Source organism: Novosphingobium profundi (assembly GCF_020524485.1).
Taxonomy (GTDB): Bacteria; Pseudomonadota; Alphaproteobacteria; order Sphingomonadales; family Sphingomonadaceae; genus Novosphingobium; species Novosphingobium profundi_A.
This window is the reverse complement of sequence record NZ_JAIVLF010000007.1, coordinates 134712-152641: the sequence shown is the minus strand read 5'-3', so window position 1 is coordinate 152641 and position 17930 is coordinate 134712. Positions and strand designations below refer to the sequence as shown.

Annotated in this window: 15 protein-coding genes, 1 tRNA gene and 1 pseudogene; 15 read left to right on the top strand and 2 right to left on the bottom strand. The window is 65.3% G+C overall.

The window, feature by feature from the left end:
• Nucleotides 1-164 precede the first annotated feature (164 nt).
• Both LC060_RS19465 and LC060_RS21095 read left to right on the top strand, forming a co-directional pair.
• Nucleotides 165-566, top strand: a complete 402-nt coding sequence (locus LC060_RS19465; protein WP_226638365.1) for an NADH:ubiquinone oxidoreductase subunit NDUFA12 — start codon at nt 165-167, stop codon at nt 564-566.
• Nucleotides 548-1009 (top strand): annotated as a pseudogene (locus LC060_RS21095) (DUF2155 domain-containing protein); the annotation flags it as partial. The gene LC060_RS19465 and the pseudogene LC060_RS21095, both read left to right, overlap by 19 nt.
• A gap of 35 nt (nt 1010-1044) precedes the next feature.
• Here LC060_RS21095 and aat read toward each other — a convergent pair.
• A complete protein-coding gene (gene aat / locus LC060_RS19455) occupies nt 1045-1779 on the bottom strand; it encodes a leucyl/phenylalanyl-tRNA--protein transferase (RefSeq protein ID WP_226638429.1) in 735 nt (244 codons plus the stop codon).
• 186 nt (nt 1780-1965) lie between these two features.
• Between aat and LC060_RS19450 the strand changes: the two genes are divergently transcribed.
• The 6 genes from LC060_RS19450 (at nt 1966) to rplA (ending at nt 6077) form a co-directional block, all read left to right on the top strand.
• Nucleotides 1966-2041, top strand: a tRNA-Trp gene (locus LC060_RS19450).
• A 174-nt stretch (nt 2042-2215) separates the two neighbouring features.
• Nucleotides 2216-3787, top strand: a complete 1572-nt coding sequence (locus tag LC060_RS19445) for a hypothetical protein (RefSeq protein WP_226638364.1) — start codon at nt 2216-2218, stop codon at nt 3785-3787.
• A 144-nt stretch (nt 3788-3931) separates the two neighbouring features.
• Nucleotides 3932-4126, top strand: coding sequence for a preprotein translocase subunit SecE (gene secE, locus LC060_RS19440; RefSeq protein ID WP_039392576.1), 195 nt, complete (start codon nt 3932-3934; stop codon nt 4124-4126).
• 34 nt (nt 4127-4160) lie between these two features.
• The gene (nusG, locus tag LC060_RS19435) at nt 4161-4697 is read left to right on the top strand and encodes a transcription termination/antitermination protein NusG (RefSeq protein WP_148625306.1); all 537 of its coding nucleotides are present in this window, start codon (nt 4161-4163) and stop codon (nt 4695-4697) included.
• Between the two features lie 242 nt (nt 4698-4939).
• Nucleotides 4940-5371 carry a 50S ribosomal protein L11 gene (gene rplK / locus LC060_RS19430; protein ID WP_226638363.1) on the top strand — a complete coding sequence of 144 codons (432 nt, stop codon included), beginning with the start codon at nt 4940-4942 and terminating at the stop codon, nt 5369-5371.
• 4 nt (nt 5372-5375) lie between these two features.
• The gene (gene rplA / locus LC060_RS19425) at nt 5376-6077 is read left to right on the top strand and encodes a 50S ribosomal protein L1 (RefSeq protein WP_148625302.1); all 702 of its coding nucleotides are present in this window, start codon (nt 5376-5378) and stop codon (nt 6075-6077) included.
• Nucleotides 6078-6187: 110 nt separating this feature from the next.
• On the opposite strand, the gene LC060_RS19420 is transcribed toward rplA, so the two are convergent.
• The gene (locus tag LC060_RS19420) at nt 6188-7714 is read right to left on the bottom strand and encodes a TolC family outer membrane protein (RefSeq protein WP_226638362.1); all 1527 of its coding nucleotides are present in this window, start codon (nt 7712-7714) and stop codon (nt 6188-6190) included.
• 215 nt (nt 7715-7929) lie between these two features.
• Between LC060_RS19420 and LC060_RS19415 the strand changes: the two genes are divergently transcribed.
• The 7 genes from LC060_RS19415 to LC060_RS19385 all read left to right on the top strand — a co-directional run bounded on the left by LC060_RS19415 (nt 7930) and on the right by LC060_RS19385 (nt 17809).
• Nucleotides 7930-9732 (top strand): type I secretion system permease/ATPase, encoded by a 1803-nt coding sequence (locus tag LC060_RS19415; RefSeq protein ID WP_226638361.1) that lies wholly within the window; start codon nt 7930-7932, stop codon nt 9730-9732.
• Complete coding sequence (locus LC060_RS19410) at nt 9729-11090, top strand: HlyD family type I secretion periplasmic adaptor subunit (RefSeq protein WP_226638360.1); 1362 nt, start codon at nt 9729-9731, stop codon at nt 11088-11090. Before LC060_RS19415 ends, LC060_RS19410 begins: the two co-directional genes overlap by 4 nt.
• Nucleotides 11091-11281: 191 nt before the next feature.
• Complete coding sequence (locus LC060_RS19405) at nt 11282-12514, top strand: outer membrane beta-barrel protein (RefSeq protein WP_226638359.1); 1233 nt, start codon at nt 11282-11284, stop codon at nt 12512-12514.
• Nucleotides 12515-12548: 34 nt separating this feature from the next.
• Complete coding sequence (locus tag LC060_RS19400) at nt 12549-14786, top strand: GumC family protein (RefSeq protein ID WP_226638358.1); 2238 nt, start codon at nt 12549-12551, stop codon at nt 14784-14786.
• 59 nt (nt 14787-14845) lie between these two features.
• Nucleotides 14846-15925 (top strand): glycosyltransferase, encoded by a 1080-nt coding sequence (locus tag LC060_RS19395; protein ID WP_226638428.1) that lies wholly within the window; start codon nt 14846-14848, stop codon nt 15923-15925.
• 17 nt (nt 15926-15942) lie between these two features.
• Nucleotides 15943-16491, top strand: coding sequence for a polysaccharide biosynthesis/export family protein (locus LC060_RS19390; protein ID WP_226638357.1), 549 nt, complete (start codon nt 15943-15945; stop codon nt 16489-16491).
• Between the two features lie 64 nt (nt 16492-16555).
• The gene (locus tag LC060_RS19385; protein ID WP_226638356.1) at nt 16556-17809 is read left to right on the top strand and encodes a glycosyltransferase family 4 protein; all 1254 of its coding nucleotides are present in this window, start codon (nt 16556-16558) and stop codon (nt 17807-17809) included.
• The last annotated feature ends 121 nt before the right edge of the window (nt 17810-17930 follow it).

Genomic DNA, 17930 nt, shown 5'->3' with positions numbered 1-17930 from the left:
AAACGCCGCGCCCGCGAAGGCGCGCTGGGGTGTGCGTGTAGTGCGGCAAAGTGTGCATATGTGCGCTTTGTGCATGGGCACTTTCGCGATTGGGATCGGCAAAGCCGGGGCAAATACACGCTAGGCGCTTGGCATCCGCGCAAAAGAGGTCTAACGCGCGGCTCATGGGAATCCTGTCCAAGATCTTCACCTGGTGGGGCGGCGCCACCATCGGCACCTCGCTCTGGTCCTCGCGTAATGGCGAGCACGTGGGCACTGACGCGCAAGGTAACACGTATTACCGTGCGAAGAAGGCCAAGACGACCGAGGGATACGAGCGGCGCTGGGTGATCTACGCCGGTGCGAACGACGCAAGCCGCGTGCCTTCGGAATGGCATGGCTGGCTGCACCACTCCTACGATGACGTGCCGGAAAGCCACCTGCCGCCCGCGCGCATCTGGGAAGCGGACTACACCCCCAACGCAACCGGCACCGTGGCCGCCTACCGTCCGCAGGGCGCGCTTGAGCGTGGCGGCCGCCGCGCGGCTGCGACCGGCGACTACGAGGCATGGTCCCCGGACGCCTGAGCGTTTCAGGGCTTATGGTTTCGCTCTATCGCCGTGTCTGCGGCTTCCTGCCCCCGGTATTGCTGAGCGGCGCCCTGGCTGCCTGCGGCGGTGCGCCTGAACCGGCGCCCGCCGAAACCGAAGTGCCCGAGGCTATCGCGGGCATGCAGGCTGGCCCTGCGCAGGCCGCGCAAGGGCAGGAACTGGGCACGCCCAACAAGGACCGGGTGGCTACGCTCGGCATCCTCAACAAGCGCAACAACCTTACCCAGGACATCACGATCAAGCCGGGCGAATCCAAGCGTCTGGGCAATCTCGTGGTGAAGCTGGCCTCCTGCGAGAAGTCGCTCCCCTGGGAGCGCCCGCAGGAAGAAGGCGCCTTCGTCCAGGTCTTCGTGGAAGAGCGGGCCAGCGTCGAGGAGAAGCCAGCCTGGCACAAGGTCTTTTCGGGATGGCTCTTCAAGAACTCGCCGGCGCTCAACGTCGTCGAGCACCCGGTCTATGACGTCTGGGTCAAGAACTGCGCGATGAATTTCCCGGGCGAAGAGGACGGTTCCGCGTCGCCAGCATCTTCCAGCAGCGCGGCAAACGCCTCGGGAAGCGGTAGCGCCGCAGGCTGATCCGGCGTTTTCGGCTCGTCCTGGGCCTCGTTCAACAAGGTCAGATAGCGCGATTGCGGAATCTCTACTGCGCCGAGCGAGGCGAGGTGCGAGGTGATGAACTGGCAGTCGAGCAGCTGTGCGCCGCCCCGGCGCAGGGCCGCTACGAGCCAGCACAGGGCCACCTTGGACGAATCGCGTGTGCGCGAGAACATGCTCTCCCCGCAGAAGACCCCATCGAAGCCGACCCCGTAGAGCCCGCCGACCAGGGCGCGCTCGCCCGTTTGCGCGTCGCGCTGCCAGCACTCGACCGAATGGGCGAGGCCAAGGGTATGCAGCATTTCGTAACTGCGCTGGATGCGGTGGCTGATCCAGCTTTCGCCGGTCTCGTCGCTGTCCTCCTCAAGTTCGGACGGGCGTACGGCACGCGGCGCGGCGCAGGCGTCCATCACCTGCGAGAAGGCGGCATTGCAGGTCACCTCGAAGCGGTCGCGCTTCAAGGTGCGTGCCAGCGAGTGCGAGACGTGGAGGCCTTGGAGCGGAAGGATCGCGCGCATGCGTGGCTCGATCCAGAAGACTTCGGGGTCCTCGCGGCTGTCGGCCATCGGAAATATCCCGCTGCGATAGGCCAGCATCAGGATCTCGGGCTCTATGATGTCATCTGACTTGGGTGCGTGCACGCAGGCCAGACTAGCAAATCGGCGCTGGGGGCAAATACCTTTTTCAGCCGTGTACGGGTGCTTTCGGACGAAGAATTTGCGGCAAGGCCAATTAGGTCCTTGTCATCTGTCTCTGCACGCTCTAGAGGGCCCGTCACCCGCAGGAGTGTAGCTCAGTTGGTAGAGCATCGGTCTCCAAAACCGAGGGCCGCGGGTTCGAATCCTGCCACTCCTGCCATTTTCCTCACATCGTCGAAAAACGCCACCCCATCGAGGGGCGGCAAGTGGCCACACCACGTGCGCGCCCTTGCCAATTGCGCGCGCTGAATTATGGGAACCCGACCGCAAAATTCGGGGCGAGGGTGTGGCAGTGTCCTGCCATCGCAGCGTGGAGTGAGGCCAGCATTCGCATATGACGGACAAGTCGCAGATGGACGTTTCGCCCGAGGCGGAGCCGGTGATGCCCGCGTCCGGCGTGGGGGATGCAGCTGCATCCATGCAGGAAAGCGCGCCCCGCGCCCGCTATGACCTTGTCTTCTGGGTCGGGATCGCGCTGGCTCTCTTTGCCGCGATGCCCGCTCTCGTCGCCTGGACGCCGCAGATGACCGACTACCCCTCGCACCTGGCGGGGTACAAGATCATGCTCGAGCACGGCAGCAATCCCTTCCTGACCTGGTATTTCCTGTTCCACTGGGAGTGGACCGGGAACCTGGGTGTGGAGCTCTTGATGGTGCCGCTGGCGCCGCTCTTCGGCGTAGAACTGGCCGGGCGCATCATCGTTGCGGCCATCCCTGCGCTGACGGGGCTGGGAATTGTCGCGGTGTCCTGGGTGCTGCGGCGCCGAGTCGGGATCGGTCCGATCCTGGCCATGGTGACGATCTGGTCGCCCTCGCTGCTCATGGGTTTTCTCAATTATTCGCTTTCGCTGGCCCTGGCGCTGTTCACGTTCGCGCTCTGGGTGAAGATGGAAGGCTCGGCCTGGCGACGGGTGGTGATGATCCCGCTGGGCTTCGTGGTCTGGCTCAGCCACGTGTCGGGCTGGGGGATCCTGGGCGTGATGGTCTTCGGCTACGAATGGACCCGGCGCGCGAGCTGGCGGGACTGGCGCCCGTTCCTTGCCCCCTGGCCGCTGATATTTCCGCTCCTGCCGATGCTGGCCGGGATGGGGGCCAACTCCAAGGTGTCCTACGGGCGCTGGGGCGTGCTCGAATACAAGTGGGGCATCCTCTACAAGGCGCTGCGCAGCTACGACTATGTCTTTGACATCGCGACCCTCGTTGCGGTCCTGCTGGTGGCCTTGGCGGCCCTTGCGGTGAAGCGAATTGATGGCCGTCTGGGGTGGGCGGCGCTTATCATGTTCGGCCTTACCATGGCCGTGCCGCGCCAGATATTCGGTGGTGACTATGCCGACTATCGCCTGAGCACCGCGGCGCTGATGATCCTCCTGATGGCGGTCGATTTCCGCGCGAAGGCGCCGGTCTGGTTCCTGACGGCGTGTTCGCTGCTTTTTGTCGCGCGTACGGGCCTGACGTCGGTGGTCTGGTACCGCGATGCGCAGACCGCGCGCACCCTGATCAAGGCGCTCGACTACGTGCCCGAGGGCGCCAGAGTCGCCACGGCCGTGGCTATCCCGCGCCGCCAGTGGTTCTTCGGTCCCTTCGAGCATTTCGGCAGCTATGCCGTCGTGCGGCGCAGTGCGATGGAGAATTCCAACTTCGCGCTGCCCGACGTGCACATGCTCTCGATGCGCGAGGAGGGCTATCGTTTTGCCGATCCATCCCACCGCATTCTCTATTCGTCCTACCAGCGCATCGACCTCAGGAAGTTCCGTCCGGCCAATCACGCCGACTACCTGTGGTACATCGGCAATTCGCAGCCCGTCGCGCTGCCCGATGGGGCGCACATCGTCTACGAGACCGAGAATTCGTTCCTTGCGCGCCTGCCCGATGCCGTGGACCTTGCAAATCCGGCGAACGGAAGCTAAGTCAGCACCTCTTCCGACATGAGGAACCTTTACCGCCCCTCCCGGCCTTGGCCGGGACGGCGATGAGCCCTAGCCGGAAGACACGGAACCTATCTTCATTTGCGTTCGCGCAAACCAGGCAAGAGACACGAGAGCGTTACGGACATGGCCAAGATCAATCCCGGCGAATTCATGCGCCAGGTTCAGGCAGAAACGCGCAAGATCCACTGGCCCTCGCGCCAGGAAACGGTGACGACCGCGATTTTCGTCGGCATCATGACGGTGCTGCTTGCGACGTTCTTCCTGGGCGTGGACGCGCTTTTCGGCTGGGTCGTCAGCTCGCTGCTGTCGCTCCTGTGATCGCTTAGAACCTGTAGACCCAAAAGAGAGAATCATGGCCCGCTGGTACATCATCCACGCCTATTCCGGCTTCGAGAACAAGGTGAAGGAAGCCATCATCGCCGAGGCCGAACGCATGGGCCTCTCGCAACTTGTCGAGGACATCCAGGTCCCGTCCGAGACGGTGACCGAGGTCAAGCGCGGCAAGAAGGTCCAGGTCGAGCGCAAGACCATGCCGGGCTACGTGCTCGCCAAGCTGGGCCTGAACGACGATGTCTACCACCTCGTCAAGAACACGCCCAAGGTCTCGGGCTTCCTCGGCGTCAACGGCAAGCCGCAGGCGATCAGTGAAGCGGAAGCTTCGCGCTACTTCGGCGCCGCCGAAGCCGCCGCTGCCGAGCCGCGCAAGCAGGTCAGCGTCGATTACGAGATCGGCGATTCGGTCAAGGTGCTGGAAGGCCCCTTCGCGAGCTTCAACGGCATTGTCGAGGAACTCGATTTCGACAAGAGCCGCGTCAAGGTCTCGGTCTCGATCTTCGGCCGCGCGACGCCGGTCGAACTCGACTTCGAGCACGTGGAGCTCAGCAAGTAATCGACGCATTTCCCATGCCGCAGCGTGCGGCGGGGAAGGCGAGGAGAGGGGCGCTACACAGCGCCCCTTTTCATTTGGTGCGTTGTGGTGTAACGGCGCGCCCTTCGGATCGGCTTTTTGCCGGTGCGATTCCCGGCGGGAGAGGGCGAAGGTCCCTGCAGGCGCAGATGCCTCCTCCCTCGTCACACCGCTAAACATGAGGGCTCCTGCGTGGGGGCCCGACAGTGTGAAAGGAGGCCATCGTGGCCAAGAAAATTGAAGGTTACATCAAGCTGCAGGTGCCCGCGGGCGCAGCAAACCCCTCGCCGCCGATCGGTCCGGCGCTGGGTCAGCGCGGCGTGAACATCATGGAATTCTGCAAGGCGTTCAATGCCGCCACGCAGGAGATGGAAAAGGGCATGCCGATCCCGACCATCATCACCGTGTACGCCGACCGCAGCTTCACGTTCGTCACCAAGACGCCGCCCGCCACCTTCCTCATCAAGAAGGCTGCGAACCTCAAGTCCGGCTCGAAGGAGCCCGGCAAGGTTTCGGCCGGAAAGATCGCTCGCTCGAAGCTGACCGAGATCGCCGAGATGAAGATGAAGGATCTCAACGCCAACGATATGGAAGCGGCGACCCGCATCATCGAAGGCTCGGCCCGCGCGATGGGTCTCGAAGTGACGGAGGGCTGATCTGATGGCCAAGATTACCAAGAAGCAGAAGTCGCTGACCGAGAAGCTGGGCGACAACATGAAGCTCTACGCCGTTGGCGAAGCGCTCCAGACCCTGCGTGACCTCAAGACCACCAAGTTCGACGAGACCATCGAAGTCGCGATGAACCTGGGCGTCGATCCGCGTCACGCCGACCAGATGGTCCGTGGCATGGTTTCGCTCCCGGCCGGCACCGGCAAGACCGTCAAGGTCGCCGTGTTCGCCAAGGGCGACAAGGCGGACGAAGCTCTTGCCGCTGGTGCCGACAAGGTTGGTGCCGAAGACCTCATGGAAGACATGCAGGCCGGCAATCTCGACTACGACCGCGTCATCGCCACTCCGGACATGATGGGCGTCGTCGGCCGTCTCGGTAAGCTGCTGGGTCCCAAGGGCCTCATGCCGAACCCGAAGCTGGGCACCGTCACCCCGAACGTGACGCAGGCCGTGAAGGACGCCAAGGGCGGCCAGATCGAGTTCCGCGTCGAGAAGCAGGGCATCATCCACGCCGGTATCGGCAAGATGTCGTTCTCGGACGAAGACATCCAGAAGAACTTCGCCGCGTTCGTCGACGCCATCGTCAAGGCGAAGCCCTCGGGCGCCAAGGGCAAGTACGTCCAGAAGATCGCGCTGTCCTCGTCGATGGGCCCCGGCCTCAAGATCGACACCGCGCAGGTTCAGGGCGCCTGAGCGCACCACTTGCATAAGATCGTGTGAGCCTTTTCGGTAAGGCTCTCGCGTTCTGAACACGAAAACGGCCGGCAAGGATTGTCCTTGTCGGCCGTTTTCGCGTGTGCGGCTCAGGGCATGTCTTCCTCGTCCCGCAGCGCAGGTGGGGCGAGCGGGTCGGGCAAGGTCTCGCTCCACTCGAAGCGGGCCGCGTTCTCGCGCACGACGGGCGCTTCGCGTCCGGCCCGGGGCTGAAGGAGGCGGTCGATGGGCTCCATCACGATGCGGACCGGATGGCCCGCGTAGCGCGCGATTCCGGGGATGCGCGAGTCCGGATCATAGGGCGCGCGGTCGGTTAATGTGGCAATCGAGAGGATCCCGGCGTCGCGCAGAAGGGCGGCTTGGCGCAGGTAGATTTCCGCTTCGGTCTGGGCCGCGGCCGTGCGCGCGTTGAGCAGATCGTTGGTGACCTGAAGCACATCGCGCAAGGTGCGGATGCCCGCGGTCTCCTGGCGCGAAACGCCGTCTACGGCGCGCTCGCCCGCCTGCACGGCGGCCAGGTACCGGGGAAGCGAAGCCTCGGCGGCCTGAAGGCGGCTCCAGTTGGCGGCGAGTGTCTCACGCATGGTTCGGCGGGCTTCCTCCACGAACTGCTGGTCGGCCAGGTTCGCCGCGATGGCCTGGCGTAGCGCAGAGGATTGCAGACCACCCGAGTAGAGCTGGAGTGTCAGCCGCACCCCCGCGCTTACCGCCTCCTCGCGCACGGTGTTCTGATAGGGGGAGAGTGGTGAGCGCGAGAGGGCGGAGAAGGCGCTGACCTGGGGGCGCATCTGGGCCCGGGCGGCGCGTACTTGGGCCCGCGAGGCTGCGGCTGTCAGCGTGGCGGCGGTCAGGTTGGGGTTGTACCTTTCTGCGGTCACGTAAAGCGTTTCCAGTGTGGAGAGGGCGGGCAGCGGCGGTGGGGGTGCCAGGTCCTGCGGATAGTGTCCGACGAGATGGCGGTAACGCGCCGCGCTGGCCTCGACCGTTGCGCGCGCTTCGATCACGCGTCCGGCGGCAAGTTCGAGTCGGTTGGCGGTCTGCTCCAGATCGGGCCGGGTGGAGTCGTGCAGGGCGTAGCGTGCGGCGATGACATCGTTCTGCCCTCGCAGCAGTTCGTAGTTTTCGACCGCAATGGCATAGAGTTGGGTGTCACGGCGCACGCCGACATAGGAGGATACGACGTCGAGCAGGAGTTGCTGGGTCTGCCCACGCAGCGCCTCACGCGCAGACAGGCGGGTTGCTTCGGCGGCATCTATTCCGGCGGCCAGGCGTCCGGATGTGAAGAGCGGTTGGTTCAGCGATAGCTCCACACTGGATGCAAATCCCTGATCCTCGGCCGGCAGTGCGGTGCCACGGGTGCGCGCCGCCGTGAAGGTGTGCTGCGCGGAGAGGGCCAGGCTGGGGCCGTAGGCTGCGCGCGCCTGCACCACGAGTTCGTCGCTGGCGGCAACAAGATCGCGGTTCCCCTGAAGTTGCGGATTGCCCGCGTAGGCCGAGGCAAGCGCTTCGGCGAGCGTTTCGGCCCGGCTCTGGGGGGCGCTTAGCGGGAGCGAGAGGGCCAGCAGGCATGGCAGCGAAAGGGCCGGTGCGCGGCGCAAGGGCAAGCGAAGGAGCAAGGCAGATCCCTTCTGTCGGACGGCTGGAAATTCGAGCGGGCCCCTATTCAATCCGGAACAGAGGTGTTCGCGGTGTCGGTGTACGTTGCGGGCTGTTCTAATGCAGCGCGAGATAGTTCCAGACAGGACGCAACTATGAATCGACTGGATTGGGGCGGCCCTATTGGGGGCGGGAAACACCACGCGCGTGAGGAATACTTGGGCGGAGGTCGGCCATGCTGAATCCGTTCGAACGCCTTTCGCAGGACCTTCGCGACGCCCTGAGGGGGCTTGGGCGTGTGGCTCCGGTCGTGCTGGTCATCAGCAGTGTCTACAATGTCCTGCTGCTTTCGGGTTCGTTCTTCATGCTGCTGGTCTACGACGATGTCCTGCCCAGTCGCTCGCTTCCCTCGCTGTTCAGTCTGCTGGCGCTCGTGCTGCTCGCTTACGTGTTCCAGGCCGTACTCGATGTCGTGCGCGGGCGGATCATGGTCCATGTCGGATCGCGCTTCCTGGAGGAGACCAGCGGGCGCGTGCTCGACATTCTCGCCCGTTTCGAGCTTTCCCGTGGCAGCCTGCCCAACGGGACCCAGGTGGTTCGCGATGCCGATACCGTGCGGGGGTTCCTGTCGGGGCCGGGCCCTCTCGCGCTTGTCGATCTGCCCTGGATCCTCGTCTATCTCGCGGTCCTCAGCGTGTTCCACTGGAGCCTGGGGCTGCTTGCGCTGGTCGGGGTGGGCGTGCTGGTCACGCTGATGGTGGCCAACAACCGTTCCACTGGCCCGCTGGCGCTCGAGACGATGAAGGCGGGCGCGCGGCGCGCGGGCCTGGCCGAGGCCACCTTGCGCAACGCCGAGACGCTGAAGGCTCTGGGAATGGCGCCATCTCGCCGGGATGAGTGGACCGAGGCCGAGGCGGCATACCTGCGCGCGAACGAAGCCTTCTCCGCACGCGCCAGCACGCTGTCGGGGGCGACCAAGGCGTTCCGCATGTTCCTCCAGTCCGCCACCCTGGCGCTCGGCGCCTATCTCGTGATCGAAGGGCAGGCGACAGGCGGCATCATTATCGCCAGCTCGATCCTCTCCTCGCGGGCACTGGCTCCGGTGGAGCAGGTGATTGCCCAGTGGAAATCTATGGTGGCGTGCGGGCAGGCGCTGGGGCGCATGCGCGAGCTGATGGAAGCCGTCCCCGCGCAAGCTGAACCGCTGGGCCTAGAGCCCCCGCGCGAGGCTTTGCGCGTACAGGGGCTGACCGCGGGACCTCCGGGGCTCAAGCGGGTGACCCTTGCAGAGGTGCGCTTCTCCCTGAAGGCCGGGGATGCGCTGGCCGTGGTCGGGCGCAGCGGGTCGGGCAAGACCACGCTGGCGCGTGTGCTGTGCGGGGTCTGGAGCCCGCTGCGCGGTGCGGTGCGGCTCGATGGGGCGACGCTGGATCAATGGTCGGCGCCGCAGATCGCGCAGTTCATGGGCTACGTGCCCCAAAAAATTGAGCTGTTCGAGGGTACGATTGCCCAGAATATCGCGCGTTTTCGGCCCGATGCAGACCGGGAGAAGATTCTGGCGGCGGCCCGTGCGGCGGACTGCCACGAACTGATCGTGCGCCTGGAAGGGGGCTATGACGGACGGATCGGTCCGGGGGGAGGAGGTCTGTCGGCCGGGCAGCAGCAGCGCATCGCGCTGGCCCGCGCGCTCTACGGCGATCCCTTTCTCGTGGTCATGGACGAGCCCAACAGCAATCTCGACCACGAAGGTGAGGCCGCGCTTGCCCACGCTATTGCGGCGCTGCGCGCGCGCGGCGGCATTGCCATCGTGATCGCGCACCGTCCCGCCATCGTTTCGCAGGTGAGCCACATCATGGTGATGAATGGCGGACGCATCGAACGCTTTGAAACGCGGGCGGAGTTCGAGGCTCGCATGCGCCCGGGCAAGGATGCTGCGAAAGGGGCGACGACCGGCAAGGCAGCCGGTGCCAATGTCCCGGACGGCGAGGCCGTGCAGGCGCTGCGCACGGTGCGCATGGAAGAGGAGCTCGACCAGTGAACGTCCATTCTTCCATGCTGGATCCCGTTCCGCTGCACGGCGAGGAACCTCTCGCACGTGCGCCAGAGGCAAGAGGGGAGCGACGCCTGGCACGGCTCTCCCGCCTCGGCTTGGGGACGGTCGGCGCGCTGGTGGTGGGCGGACTCGGGCTCGTGGCCTTGCTCCCCATGGCAGGCGCCGTCATCGCGCCGGGCACGGTGACCGTGGAAACCCACGTGAAAGAAATTTCGCATCCCTATGGGGGTGTGGCCGCGGCAATCCTGGTCGAGGATGGTGATGCGGTGCGCAAGGGCCAGCCTCTGGTCCGGCTGGATGACAGTGTGACGGGGGCTTTCGCCACTTACGCGGGATTGGAGCTCGATCAGTTGGTCGCGCGTGCGGCGCGCTTGCGGGCGATCCAGGCGGGCGCGCGGAGCATCGATTTTCCCGAGGAACTGCGTGCACGTGCAAGCGAACCTGGGGTGGCGCAGGCGGTGGAGGACGAACGGCTCAGCTTCGAGCTGGAGCGACGTGCCCGCGCGGACCAGCTGGGTCAACTGCGCGCGCGCGTAGTCCAGACACGTGCGGACGCCGACAGCTATCGCAGCCAGTTGGATGCGCTGGGGGAGCAGGAGCAATTGATCCGGCAGGAACTGGATCAGATGCGCGCACTTTACGCGGATCGCCTGACCACGCTCGACCGCCTCAACGCTCTGGAGCGCTCCGCGGTCGGCGTACGTTCCGAGCGGGAAGGGGCCGGATCCGGTCTGGTGCAGGCCCGCGCACGGGTCGGGGAACTGCAGGTGCAGATGGCGGGCCTCTCCAGCCGCGCGCGAAGCGAGGCGGCGCTGGAGCTGGCCCAGGTTGAGGCGGCCATTGCGCAGCGCCGCAGGGAAACGGCCGAAGCGCGCGACCGCGCCGAGCGAACGGTAATCCGCGCTCCGCAGGATGGGCGTGTCGACAAGCTTGCCGTGCGGACCCTGGGGAGTGTGGTTCCGGCGGGCGAACCTCTGATGGAGATCGTTCCCGAAGCCGACCGTCTGGTTGTGCGCGCGCAAGTGCGGCCTATGGATATCGATCAGGTCGTGTCAGGCGGCTTGGCCCATGTTCGCTTCTCGGCGCTTAATATGCGCACGACCCCCGAACTTGAGGGCAAGGTGACGCATATCGCGGCGGACAGTTCTCTGGATCGAGTGACCGGGGCTACGTACTATCCGGTCACTATCACCATTTCGGATGCAGAGTTCGACAAGCTTGAGAAGGCCCGTATTTCTGTGGGTATGCCGGTCGAAGTCTTCGTGCAGACCGAAGAGCGCACGATCCTGCACTACATTATTAGGCCGCTTTCGGATCAACTCCGGCGGGCGCTGCGCGAGTAGGTGCGATACCTCAAGGACATTCTTCTTAGGTTGAAACCGAAAGGTCGATGGCCATGACGGCATGTCCCGCCAGCAGCAAACGGATCGACGGTACCAGGCGCCCCGGTGCATCGGGAGTGGTGGGCCACGCCGTCGCGGGGCGCTGGGGATGGTGGATTGGAAGTGCGAGCCTTGCGATGGGGGGCGTCGCCATGCCCGTAGGGCTTCATGCGCAGAGCCTGGGGGCGGGATGGGCGCTCGATGGCACACCGTCGCTGGACCGACCCGGTGTTGCGGGTAACCGGATTGAGCCCGGGTTCGAGACTACGCCGCTCCAAGTGGGCCCGTTCCGGCTCGAACCCAGAATCTCGGCCATTGGGGGCTACGATGGCAACGTCTTCAACGAACCCGACGCGCGCCGTGACGCGGCGCTGGTCGTGGCTCCTCGCCTTGATGTCGCGCTCGATGATCCGCGGCATCGCGTGAATTTGGTGCTGTCCGGTCGCTTGCGCCGTTTCGCTCGGACGGGGACGGAGAACAGCGACGCGTACGGCGCGCGCGGCAATGGCCGCTTTGCTCTCGGCACCAATGTGCAATTCGGCGTGACACTGGAAGCTACCCGGCAGATCGAACCACGCAGTTCGTCCGGCGCGGCCATCGATGCGCGTGAGCCGGTGAGCTACCGCCGTCTTGGCGGGGACGCGGCCCTCCAGTTCGAACTTGGCCGCTTGCGGCTGTCCGCAGGGGCGGGCGTTCGCCGTGTGTCCTACACCGATCTGGATTTGCGGGATGGGAATACCCGCGACCAGTCCTTCCGCGATACCCGGGCACTGTCCGCCGATTTGCGGATTGCGTACGACCTTTCGGGGTTTCTCTCTGCCTTCGTGCAGGGACGGGGCGATACGCGCCATTCGTTCCGTGCCGCGCCCGATCAGGCGCGCGATTCGCGTGGCGGGGCCATCACCGCAGGGATCAAGGGCGAAATCGCGCCTCTGGTTTCGGTGGAGGCGTCCGCGGGATATCAGGTGCGCGACTACGACAATCCGGACTTCCGGGATTTTCAGGGAGTTGGCTTCAAGCTTGAGGGGGAGTGGTACGCCACCCCCTTGCTGACCATGCAGCTGCGCGCTGAACGCCGTTTCCGCAACAGCGGCAACAGGGATGTGGCGGGCATTCTGGAAGATACGCTCACCGCAACCGTGTTCTACGATCCGACGCGGCGCCTGCGCCTGTCGCTCGCAGGGGAAGTCGCTCGGGACAACTACCGCGACGTCTCCACGCGGGCTCGCCGTGTACGCGCTGATGTGCAGATCCAATATCGCATCAACCGGCACGTCGCACTCGCCGGGCAGATCTACTGGCGTGACCAGCATGTGTCCGGAGCGCCGCTCGTCAACGCCTTCACCGCATTCGGCGCGGGCCTGGGCCTGACCATCACCCCATGACCGCATGGAACACACCAGCCAGGGAGCCTGTCGCTTGAACCTGCCCGCCCTCTACGAGCCGCAAGGCCGACCGCCGCAGCTTCTCGCCCGGGATACCGGGACTTACCGGGAGGAGGATGGCGAGGACGCCATCTCGGTACGCTTCCTTTTCGCCATGCTCATGCGGCGCCGGGAGGTCGTGGTACTCACTCTGGCCCTGTGCGTCATGCTGGCTCTCATCTTCACCTCGGCGCAGTCCCGCATATATTCGGCGAGCGCGGACGTCGTCATGATTACCGGCGACACCCAGATTGCTCCCGAGGACGAAGGGGAGGCCCGGGAAGGGCCGACCCGGGCCGAGGACGTGGAAACCCAAATCCAGTTGATCCGCTCGCGCGATATGGCGGGTCAGGTCCTGGAAGCGACCGGATTGGAGGAGGACGCATCCTTTCGGGCCGACGTGCTGGAACCACGCTCGATGCTGGACAACCTCCTTGGCACGGTAGGGCTCTCCGACAGGCAAGACGCGAGCCAGGAGATCGACGCGGCGTCTCTGCGTGAGCGGGCGGTCACGTATCTGATCAAGCGCATCCATGTCATCCGGGTGGGAAATTCCTTCAACCTGCGCATCGAATTTTCCGACGTGGACGCGGCGCGCACGGCGCAAATCGTCAATACCTATGCGCGCCTCTACACACTCGATGACCTGCAGGAACGGGCACGCGGCAGCGCCGAGGCGGCGGAAACCCTGCGAGAGAAGGTCGCGGAACTGAGCGAAACGGCGAATGCCGCCTTTGCCAAGGTTCAGGCCTACCGCGTGGCCAATGGCCTGATCTCGTCCTCGGCGACCGGACTGACGGAGCAGGAAATTTCCACGTACAACCAGCAGGTGGCCAGCGCCCGCGCCGAGGCTGCGCGCGACGCGGCCGCCCTGCAGAGCGCGCGCTCGCAGATGGCAGCCGGCGGAGCGGGCAACGTCGGCTCGGCCGCGTCCTCCCCGGTGGTCGCTTCACTGCGCGCCCAGCGCGCGCAACTGGTGACGCGTGAGCGCGACCTATCGCAGCGCTACTTTGATGAAAATCCCGAACTGGTCACGGTGCGTCGTCAGATTTCGGATCTGGACACGCAGATCGCAGCGGAGGTCAATCGCTCGCTGCAGGCCCTGTCCACCCAGGCTCGCGCTTCCGCGCAGCGTCTTTCTTCGCTGCTCGCCAGCCGCAATGGCACGCGTGCGCAGCTCGGGGCGGACAACACCGCGCTGGTGGAACTGGCGGGGCTCGAGAAGGAGGCTGATGCGGCCCAGTCGCTCTATCGCAGCTATCTGGAGCAGCTCAACAAGGTGGTTGCGGGCAGCGGTACCGAACGCCCGGCCGCACGCCTCATCTCGGCGGCCAACGTGCCTGGACTGCCCGTGTCGCCCAACCTCGCGCTCAATCTGGCGCTGGGCGCGGTGGCTGGCATCTTCGCGGGCGCACTGCTGGCGATCGTATCTGAGATTTCCTACCGGGGGTTCACGACCATGGAGGATGTCGAGAAGCGCCTGAGCGTGCCGGGCCTTGGCGCGATCCCGGCCTTTGCCACCGTCCAGCCGCACAGCGGCTCGCCGCTCGATACCGTGCGCGACTTCCCGGATGGCGCCTTCTCCGAGGCCTTGCGCAACGTGATCGTGTCGGTGCGCTATCTGACCGGGGGATCGGGCCGCGTCATTGCTCTTGCCTCATCCGTGCCGGGTGAAGGCAAGTCCACGCTTTCGGCGTGCCTGGGGCGCTCGTTGGCTGCGGCGGGGGAGAAGGTGGTCGTGGTCGATTGTGACGTGATCCGCATGCAGCTGAGCCGCATGTTCGCTTTCGACAACGGACAGCCCGGTCTGATGGAGGCGCTGGCCGCCGAAGACAGTCCGATCCCATGCTACGAGGAGCCGGAATCGGAAATGCGGATCGTCCCGATTACCCGGGCCTTCGCAAAGGGGGAGCGGCTGACGGAGCGAGGGCGCTTTGCCCGGATGGTCGCGCGGCTGCGCGAAGACTATGACGTGGTCCTGCTCGACTGCCCGCCGATCCTACCAATCGCCGAAACGCGGGATATCATTGCCTGTGCCGATGCGACCTTGCTCGTGGTGGGCTGGCGCAAGACCACCGACCGGGTTGTCAGGGCCGCGATGCGACTGCTGCCTGCGCGGGCGCGCAAGAACCTGGGCGTTGTCCTCAACAAGGTCGACATGGAAAAGCAGGTGCGCTTCGGAGGGGACGATGCGGCCAGCTTCTACACGCAATATGCGGGGTATTACCGGTGAGCGGCGCACAGCCCGCCTTCTCGGGGCGCGTGGCGCTCGTCCACTACTGGCTGGTGGGCATGCGGGGCGGCGAACGGGTGCTGGAGCGGCTCCTGCGTCTCTTCCCGCAGGCCGATATCTTTACCCATGTCTACGATCCGGCGCGCATGTCCGAGGCCTTGCGTGGGGCGCGTGTGCAGGAAAGCTTCATCGGGCGGCTGCCGGGCGCGCGCAAGCACTACCAGAAGTATCTGCCGCTCATGCCGATGGCGCTCGAGGAACTCGACTTGCGTGCCTACGATCTTGTCATCAGCAGCGAATCCGGCCCAGCCAAGGGCGTCATCACGCGCAATGACGCGCTTCACCTTTGCTACTGCCATTCGCCCATGCGGTATCTGTGGGATCACTACCAGGACTACAAGTCGGCGGCGGGGCGGCTCAGCCGGGCGCTCATGCCCGCGATGTTCCACCGCCTGCGCCAATGGGATGTCAGTTCCGCACAGCGCGTCGATGCGATCCTCGCCAACAGCCGTTTCATCGCCCGCCGCGTGGGCAAGGTCTGGGGGCGCGAAGCCGAGGTCGTGCATCCCCCGGTCAGCGTATCGGAATTCGCGCCATCGTCGCAGGTCAGCAACCGCTACCTCTGGGTTAGCCAGATGACCCCCTACAAGCGCGCCGATGTCGCGCTGGAGGCCTTCAACCGCATGGCCGTGCCCGCGCTCATGGTGGGTGATGGGGAGATGGTGCGCGAGATCGAGCGGCGCGCCGGTCCCAATGTAGAGGTGCGCAGGCGGCTGAGCTTTTCGGAACTGAAGGAAGCCTATGCGACCTGCCGCGCGCTTGTCTTCACGCCGGAGGAAGACTTCGGGATCGTTCCGGTGGAGGCCAACGCCAGCGGCAGGCCGGTGATCGCCTTTGGGCAAGGCGGGGTCACGGATTCGATCGTGGACGGAAAGACCGGGCTGTTCTTCCCCGAGCAGAGCGTCGAGTCGCTATGTGACGCCATCAGCCGGTTCGAGCGGTGGGAGGCCGAGTTCGATCCGGCCGCAGCCGTTGCGAACGCACAGCGCTTTGCACCCGAGGTATTCGATGCAGGCATCCTGTCTGCGGTGGAGAAGCTACGCGTGCGCGGGCCGATGGCCGCGCCAGCGATGACATGAGAGGAAGGGGACGGATCATGCAGTTTCGTTTGGGGATGGCGCTGGGCCTTCTGGCGCTTTCAGGATGTGGTGCGCAGGTCAGCCGGGAACTTCCGAGCGTGGGAGTGGTGGAATACCGCTTGTCTCCGGGTGATCAGCTGCACCTTGAAGTCTTCCGCGAGGAAGCGCTCAGCGGGGATTACGTGGTGAACGATGCGGGTGCGATCACGCTGCCCATGGCGGGGGATTTTCCGGTCACGGGCAAGACCTTGGCGCAGGCGCGCGCCGAACTGGAGGCCCTGCTCGCAGGGGGATACGTCCGCGATGCCAGGGTCAATCTCACGATGGCCGAGTACCGCCCGGTCTTCATCCTGGGCGAGGTGACCCGGCCTGGTGAATATGGCTATGCCCAGCGCATGTCGGTCCATGCCCTGGTCGCGAAGGCGGGAGGCTTCACCTACCGTGCCAACGAGAAGGTGGTCTACATCCGGCACGCGCTGGAAGGGGAGGAAACGGCCTACGCACTGACCAGTGCGGCGGCGGTGATGCCGGGAGACACGGTGCGCATCGGCGCGCGCTACTTCTGAGATGCGAAGGCTGGACACCTGCCTGAAGTCGGCGCAGGATTTCTTTCCGGGAGGAGGACGCGGCGTGGGAGTGAGGCCCGAGCGAGTGGTCGTTCTGCACGATTTCAGCGAAGTGCTGGGTGGGGCATCCCACCTGGTCCAGGTGCTGATTGGGCAATTGCGGGCGCGGGGCATTCCGGTCACTTTCATTGCCGGGGATACGGGCGCCCATTTCACGCGTGAGGATGTCGCCTTCGTACCGTTGGGGGGAAAGGACTTGCTGGCGCGTTCCCGGCCCGGTGCGTTGGGGCTGGGGCTTCACAATCCGGCAGTGCTGCGCAGCGTGCGGGAATGGATTGCGATGTATGACACGCCCGGCACGATCTATCATCTGCACGGCTGGTCCAAGGTCCTCTCACCGTCTGTTTTTGCAGCCCTGAAGCCGGTCGCGCGGCGTCTTGTCCTGCACGCGCACGACTATTTCAATGCGTGCCCCAATGGAGGCTTTTTCGATTACCGGGAGGAGCGCGATTGCGCGTTGGAGCCCCTGTCACGGGCGTGTATCGTGCGCCGCTGCGACAAGAATTCCCAGGCGCAGAAGCTCTGGCGTGTCGGGCGCGAAGCCTTGCGCCGACACTGGCTGGGGGGAGCCTCGAACGCGGCGCGCATGCTGCTGATCCATCCTGGGCAGGCACGGTTGTTTCATCAGGGGGGCTGGCCCCAAGACAAGCTTCATGCTGTGCGCAATCCGGTGACCCCGCCCTGCGATGCGCGCGTGCGGACCGAGGCCAACCGTGGGGTTCTCTTCCTCGGACGTATTTCGCGTGAGAAGGGCGCGGATCTCGCCGCTCTGGCGGCGAAGGAGGCGGGCGTGCCGATCACGTTTGTGGGCGAAGGTGCCGATGAGGGCGCTTTGCGTGCGCTTCATCCCGGCGCCCGCTTCCTCGGGCGGCTCGATCGCGAAGGCGTGGCCAAGGCCATGGCCGAGGCGCGCGTGGCGGTCATGCCCAGTCGTTGGTCGGAGCCATTCGGTCTCGTCGCGCTTGAGGCGATCGGCTCGGGCCTGCCCGTCATTGTCAGCGAGCGGGCATTGGTGGGACCAGAGATCGCAGAGGCCGGACTTGGCCTCGCGCTCGATACGGCGGATATAGCGCAGTTCGCCGCAGGCATCGCGAAACTGCATGCCGACGATGCGCTTGCGCGCGAATTTTCCGAAGCTGGCCGGGCGCACTACCGCGACCTGTGCCACAGCCCGGAAAGCTGGGCGGATGCTGTGCTGGAGCACTATGGACAGGTCTTGCGGGAATCTTGGGACCTGGGAGCCGCCATGCAAGGCTGAACTTGGGGCCGAGCAGCCAGGAAGGATGATCCGAGGGCCAACGCCCTCGGGCTCCCCAAACTGTCGACCTTACTTCAGGCAAGCCGCCTTTGGTGAGAGAGGTGAGGAGGCCGACTAGGGG

What these genes read in the sequence shown, in the direction of transcription:
- LC060_RS19465 (WP_226638365.1), top strand. Translation starts at nt 165, where the DNA reads ATGGGAATCCTGTCCAAGATCTTCACCTGGTGGGGCGGCGCCACCATC.
- aat (WP_226638429.1), bottom strand. Translation starts at nt 1,779, where the DNA reads ATGCTGGCCTATCGCAGCGGGATATTTCCGATGGCCGACAGCCGCGAG.
- LC060_RS19415 (WP_226638361.1), top strand. Translation starts at nt 7,930, where the DNA reads ATGCTGAATCCGTTCGAACGCCTTTCGCAGGACCTTCGCGACGCCCTG.
- LC060_RS19390 (WP_226638357.1), top strand. Translation starts at nt 15,943, where the DNA reads ATGCAGTTTCGTTTGGGGATGGCGCTGGGCCTTCTGGCGCTTTCAGGA.
- LC060_RS19405 (WP_226638359.1), top strand. Translation starts at nt 11,282, where the DNA reads ATGCCCGTAGGGCTTCATGCGCAGAGCCTGGGGGCGGGATGGGCGCTC.
- LC060_RS19395 (WP_226638428.1), top strand. Translation starts at nt 14,846, where the DNA reads ATGCGGGGCGGCGAACGGGTGCTGGAGCGGCTCCTGCGTCTCTTCCCG.
- rplA (WP_148625302.1), top strand. Translation starts at nt 5,376, where the DNA reads ATGGCCAAGATTACCAAGAAGCAGAAGTCGCTGACCGAGAAGCTGGGC.
- secE (WP_039392576.1), top strand. Translation starts at nt 3,932, where the DNA reads ATGGCCAAGATCAATCCCGGCGAATTCATGCGCCAGGTTCAGGCAGAA.
- LC060_RS19445 (WP_226638364.1), top strand. Translation starts at nt 2,216, where the DNA reads ATGACGGACAAGTCGCAGATGGACGTTTCGCCCGAGGCGGAGCCGGTG.
- nusG (WP_148625306.1), top strand. Translation starts at nt 4,161, where the DNA reads ATGGCCCGCTGGTACATCATCCACGCCTATTCCGGCTTCGAGAACAAG.